This is a genomic window from Gemmatimonadota bacterium (assembly GCA_040388625.1).
Lineage (GTDB): Bacteria > Gemmatimonadota > Gemmatimonadetes > Gemmatimonadales > Gemmatimonadaceae > Fen-1247.
Map to the genome: position 1 here is coordinate 1 of JAZKBK010000022.1, position 5,662 is coordinate 5,662.

The following is a 5,662-nucleotide window of genomic DNA, read 5'->3' on the forward strand; positions in this document are numbered from 1 at the left end:
GGCGGACCCGTCGCTGACGAAGCCGTCGACCGCCGACATCTTCTATCAGGCGGGCGTCGGCGCGCTCGAGATGGCGCTACGCCATCAGGTCGATGTCGTGCTGGTCGTCTCGGCGATGTTCATGCACCCGGATGTGCTCATCCTGATGAAGCAGGCGGGCCTGCGCGTGACGGTGCTGTTCACCGAGTCGCCGTACGACCACGAGAAGGAACTGATCGTCGCGGGCCTCGTCGATGGCATCTGGACGAACGAACGATCCAGCGTGCCCGCCTTCCGCGCCGTGACCGCCTCGGCTGGCTACCTGCCGCACGGCTGGCATCCCGAAAAGCACGGGCCGAACATCGCCGGGCCTGATATGCCCGCGCACGACGTCGTGTTCGTCGGCACCGGCTTCCACGAACGCGCGCAGTGGTTCAACGCGATCGACTGGACCGGCATCGACCTCGGCCTCTACGGCAACTGGAAAGGCGCAGGCCTCAGCAAGAAACTGCGCGGCTGCGTTAAGGGCGGCTACATCGACAACGTCGAAGCGTCGGCGCTCTATCGCAAGGCCAAGATCGGCCTGAATCTCTATCGGCAATCGAAAGGCTGGGGCCGTCAGGCCGTCCGCATCGATCACGCCGAAAGTCTCAACCCGCGCGCGTACGAACTCGCCGCGTGCGGCACGTTTCATCTCAGTGACCCCCGACAGGAAGTAGTCGAAGTGTTCGGCGAGAAGGTGCCGACGTTTCGCACGCCTGTCGAGGCCGCGGCGCTGATTCGCACCTGGCTGGCAGACGATGCCGGCCGCGCGAGCATCGCGGCATCGCTCCCGGCCTGTGTGGCCGAGGCGTCGTGGATCGACCGCGCCACAACGGTGCTGGGCGATTTGCAAACGCTGTGCAGGCAAGCCGCATGAGCGGCAGGAGCTAACACATGGCTGTCTATGCAGGTCGCAAAGGCGTGGTCTATCTCTCGACGTCCGGCAGCGGTACGGCGTCGTCCGTGCTGAAGCTGACCGACTGGTCGCTCGATCAGTCCACCGACAAGATCGACGTCACCGCGTTCGGTGACGCCAACAAGACGTACGTGCAGGGGCTGAAGGACGTCAAAGGCACGTTCTCAGGCTTCTTCGACGACACGGAAGCGAAGCCGTTCACCGGAGCAGATTCGAGCGACGGCGTGAAGCTCTACCTCTACCCGTCGTCCGATGCGGCCGGCAAGTACTTCTACGGGCCGGCGTGGCTCGACGTGAGCATCAAGACCGGTGTCGCGGGCGCCGTCGCCATGTCCGGCAATTTCGCCGCGAATGGTTCGTGGGGCCGCGTCTAGCTAACGCATGAATCACGTCTCCTTCTCGGGTCCAGCAGCGGTCGTGCGGTGGGGGTACCACCGCGCGGCCGAGCTGGGCACGTGGACGATGGAGTCTGCGGGCGATGGCTACAAGCTCACCGCCCAGCTCCAGACCGTCGATGCGTACCAGATCGACCAGATGCCATTGACGTTCGTCGTGCCGCGTGGCGATCGACCCGACTGGAAGTGGCCCATCACGTCGTCAACGGTGAATGGTTCGACGTTCACGGCGGATCTCGGCCCCTCTGAATAGCAGGAGCGTGTATGCGGTTTGTGAAGCCTGATGTGGTGCGGATCGACCTTGAGTTCGGAGACGGCTCAAGCGGCTGGATCGACGTGAAGAAGGAACTGACCGCCGGCGAGGAGAAGCGGTTCCGCACGGCTGGCTTCAAGCGGCTGAGTCAGTCCGGCAGTGACGGTCGGAACGAAGTGGACATCGACTGGTCGGCGATGGCGTTCGCGCGTGCGGAAGCGTATCTGGCCGACTGGTCGGAGAAGCGGAAGCTCAACGCCGATACGATTCGCGCGCTCGCCAAGGACGACTTTGACGTGATCGATGCGGCGATTCAGTTGCACATCGAGGCGATGGAACAGGAAAAAAAAGCGACGAGTGGCGCGCCGACACTCGTGTCGCATTAAGCCTCTGCCGGTATATGGGCTGGTCCTGGCACGAGTACCACCAGACGCCGTGTTCGGTGCTCGTGGTGCTGTGCGAGATGGTGGCCGAACAGCAGGACGGCCTGTCGCGGCGCGAGAGTGTCGAGCTTGAGTAATCCACATGGCTGACCTGTCTGTCCAGATCACCGGCTTGGATGCGCTGCTCACGAACGTCGAGCGGATCGCGACCGATCTGCACGCGAGCATTGCGGGGGCGATGTCCGCAGAAGCCGAAGTGATCATGGCGGAAGCCAAAGCCCTGACGCCGGTCGATACGGGCGCGTTGCGGGCGTCTGGACACGTCAACGCGCCGCTGGTGTCTGGTCACACCATCAGCGTGACGATGGGATTCGGTGGGGCTGCCGTCGATTACGCCTTGACCGTCCACGAGAATCTGGAAGCCCATCATCCGGTCGGGCAGGCGAAGTATCTGGAACAGCCGCTCATGGCCGCCGCGAAGACCTTGCCTGAGCGCATTGCGGCGCGGGTGCGGCTGTGAGTGTGAACGCAGGCGAGATCGAAGCGACAATCACGCTGCGCGATCAGTTGAGTTCCCAGCTCAATACGATCGTCGGCAACCTGCAAAAAGCGGGTGTCAAGATGGATCAGGTCGGCCAGCAGTTCGAGAAAGCTGGCAGCCTGCTCACGACGCGCGTCACGGCGCCGATTGTCGCGGCCAGCGCGGCGGTCTTCAAGTTCTCCGCAGACTTCGAGTCGTCCATGACGAAAGTCGTGACGATTGCGGGTGAGTCTGCCGACAACTTGGCGTCGATGAAGAAGTCGGTGCTGGAGTTGTCCGCCAGTGTCGCTATTGGCCCGAAGGCGCTGGCTGATGCGCTGATCGTCGTGGAATCGACCGGCATCCACGGTGCGGAGGCGCTGGACATTCTCAAGCGTTCGGCGCAGGCGTCGGCGACGGGACTGGGAGAAACGAAGGACATTGCCCGTGCGGTCACGGCGGCGATCACGGCCTACGGCTCGAGCAATCTCACGGCGGCGCAAGCGACAGACGTCCTGTTCGCGGCTGTGAAGGCTGGCGGAGCGGAAGCGGACGAGTTCGCCGGATCGCTGGGCCGCGTGATCGGCATCTCCGCGCAGGCTGGCGTGTCGTTTCAGGAAGTCGCCGGATTCATTGCGACGTTCACCCGTCTCGGCGTCGATGCGGACGAAGCGGTCACGGCATTGCGCGGCACGCTCGGCACGGTCCTGAAGCCCTCCAAGGAAGCGCGCGAAGCCCTAGCCAGCGTGGGCTCGTCCGTCGATGAGCTGCGGGCCAGCATCAAGGACAAAGGGCTGACGCAAGCCCTGATTGACCTTGTCACCTCGACGAAGGGCAATGTCGACACGATGGCCGCGATCGTGCCGAACGTGCGCGCCCTCGCAGGCGTCCTCGGCACGGCAGGCGCACAGGCGCAGCAGATGCGCGACGTGCTCGATCAGGTGTCGCACTCCACTGGCGTGCTCGATGCGGCGTTTAAGACGACGCAGCAGACGTCGGCGTTCACGTGGGGCCAACTCAAGGCCGACGTGGAAGCCGCCGCCATCGCGTTTGGCGATCAGCTCGCGCCGCATCTCAAAGACGCGATGAAGGCGCTGATGCCGCTGAAGGACGTCGCCATTGGCCTGGCGTCGGCATTCGGCGCGCTGCCGTCGTCGGTGCAGACCGCGATCATCGCCTTCGGCGCGCTCGTCGTGGCGATTGGCCCGCTGTCGTTTGCGTTCGGCAGCCTCTTGCGCGTGATCGGTGCGGTGCAGACCGCGCTCGTAACGCTCGCCACCACGATCACGACAGGCGGTCTGTCGTCAGGCTTGGTCGGGCTGGGCATCGCCGCGGCTGGCATCGGCACAGGCTTCCTCATCGCCAACGGACAGATGAAGGAGTTCCTGAAGAATCAGGCCGCGATCAACGACCAGTGGAAGGCGCAGCAGGACGTCAAGCGTCTCGTGGCGGCCGGTCAGTCTGTGCCGCAGGAACTGGCGAATCGTGCGCGAGGCCTGAAGTTGCTGTCGCCTGGTGGCGGCATCGATGTCGATCTCGGCGGACTCTCGAGCCTTACACCTGGAGGCATCTCGTCCACGCACGCGGGCGCGGTGCGCGTCATTGACCCGGACGTGTTGCAGGCATTGGACGCGCTGTCGGTGGACATCGGCCGGAGCCTGAGCAGCACAGCCGTGCTCGGCATCGGATCGCTGATTGGCAAGGGCGTGGGCGGCAGTCTCGGCGCTCCGCCGTTCGACGCACGGCTCCTGCTCGGCGGCGCAGTCTCCTCGAACGCGAATGCGTTCCTGTCGCAGTTCGGCAGCACTAGCACGGGCGCCCCGTCGTCGCCCGATCTGTCCGGCATCAAGGGGCAGAACATCGACTGGCTCGGCCTGACGCCTGCGAACAGCGGTGGTCTGGGCAGTCAGTTCGCGTCATCGCTCGGCAGTTTCTCGACGTCGCTCGGGCCGACAGTGCTCGGCGCGGTGCAGGGCGGCGGCAGCGTCAGCAAGGCCATCGGCGCGCAGGCAATAAATGCGTTCACGCCGATCGCCGCGCACGCGATCAGTGGCGCGTTGAGTACAGGCCTAGGCATATCCGGGTCGGTCGCGCTCGGCGTTGGGACGCTCGGTATCGGTGCGGCCGTCATGGGTGGCATCGCGCTCTACAAGCATCTGACGGACGTGAGTGGCCGGCGCGATGTGGAGCAGTTCGCGGGCCAGATGGGCGGCTTCGACGAACTCCACAAGAAACTCGGCGAGCTCGGCGCGGACGGCGAACGGCTGTGGGTGAAACTGACGCAGGGGACGGGTCAGGGCAACTCCAAGCAAGCGAAAGAGAACATCGACGCGATCACGATGGCCTTGAGCAAGGCAGGTAATGCCGCGAAAGATGCGCAGGACGCCTTCGGCAAGATCCAGAGCAACTTCGCCACCGCGCAAGGGCTGATCGAGAAGTACCACATCAATCTCGACAACGTCGGGCACTCGTATCAGCAGCTCAAGACGTCCGCCTCGGCGTTGGATCTGGCGAAGGACATCAAGTCGTGGGTCGATGCGGGCCTCGACCTGAATGACATCCTCAACGGCACGAAGGACGCCTTCGAGGCGGTCGTGCTGGATGCGATCAAGAACCAGACGGTGCTGCCGGACTCGATCAAGCCCTACCTGCAAACGCTCGTCAACTGGGGCTTGTTGCTCGACGAAAACGGCGAGGCCATGACGGACCTGTCGAAGCTGAACTTTGCTCCGACGATGGCCGACACGATGCTCGCGCTGAACGACACGCTGAAGACGCTGAACGAGACGTTGAAGTTGATCGGCCTGACCAGCGGTGAAGTCGCCAAGCAGATTCAGCAGAACTTCAATAAGATCCATATTCCCAGCTTCTCGATTCAAGATCCCGGTTCGCCTGGCTTTGGCGAAGACCCGGCGGTGGCGGGCGGTCGGAGCAGCGGTCCTGCGCTCGTCGCCGACATCCCTGTCTCGAGCGTCACACGCGCCGGCATGGCGTTCGTGAAGCCGGGCGACATCATCGGGATGCCAGGCCGTGGCGGCGGACTCGGTTCGACGGTCGTGGTCAACGTGTCCGCCATCGATGCGGCGAGCTTTGAAGACTGGGGCCGCAGGGGCGGCGCTCGGATGATCGCGGGCATGGTCGCGGAATACGCGCAGCGGAACCGTCTCGCATGAG

General features: G+C 64.2%; 6 protein-coding genes. All 6 read left to right on the top strand.

The features are described from left to right. Nucleotides 1–898 (top strand): glycosyltransferase (locus V4529_17560; GenBank protein MES2360153.1); only part of this gene is annotated, 898 nt, incomplete at its 5' end. Between the two features lie 17 nt (nt 899–915). Beyond that, the gene (locus tag V4529_17565; protein MES2360154.1) at nt 916–1,311 is read left to right on the top strand and encodes a hypothetical protein; all 396 of its coding nucleotides are present in this window, start codon (nt 916–918) and stop codon (nt 1,309–1,311) included. A gap of 7 nt (nt 1,312–1,318) precedes the next feature. Further along, the gene (locus tag V4529_17570; GenBank protein ID MES2360155.1) at nt 1,319–1,585 is read left to right on the top strand and encodes a hypothetical protein; all 267 of its coding nucleotides are present in this window, start codon (nt 1,319–1,321) and stop codon (nt 1,583–1,585) included. An 11-nt stretch (nt 1,586–1,596) separates the two neighbouring features. Further along, complete coding sequence (locus V4529_17575) at nt 1,597–1,971, top strand: hypothetical protein (GenBank protein ID MES2360156.1); 375 nt, start codon at nt 1,597–1,599, stop codon at nt 1,969–1,971. Between the two features lie 139 nt (nt 1,972–2,110). Continuing rightward, nucleotides 2,111–2,488: an HK97 gp10 family phage protein gene (locus V4529_17580; GenBank protein ID MES2360157.1), complete on the top strand. Its 378-nt coding sequence runs from the start codon at nt 2,111–2,113 to the stop codon at nt 2,486–2,488. A 2-nt stretch (nt 2,489–2,490) separates the two neighbouring features. Then, the gene (locus V4529_17585; GenBank protein ID MES2360158.1) at nt 2,491–5,661 is read left to right on the top strand and encodes a phage tail tape measure protein; all 3,171 of its coding nucleotides are present in this window, start codon (nt 2,491–2,493) and stop codon (nt 5,659–5,661) included. Nucleotide 5,662 lies beyond the last annotated feature (1 nt).

Bases quoted from the DNA above. Each gene is read 5' to 3' on its own strand.
- V4529_17580 (MES2360157.1), top strand. From the start codon at position 2,111: ATGGCTGACCTGTCTGTCCAGATCACCGGCTTGGATGCGCTGCTCACG.
- V4529_17565 (MES2360154.1), top strand. From the start codon at position 916: ATGGCTGTCTATGCAGGTCGCAAAGGCGTGGTCTATCTCTCGACGTCC.
- V4529_17575 (MES2360156.1), top strand. From the start codon at position 1,597: ATGCGGTTTGTGAAGCCTGATGTGGTGCGGATCGACCTTGAGTTCGGA.
- V4529_17570 (MES2360155.1), top strand. From the start codon at position 1,319: ATGAATCACGTCTCCTTCTCGGGTCCAGCAGCGGTCGTGCGGTGGGGG.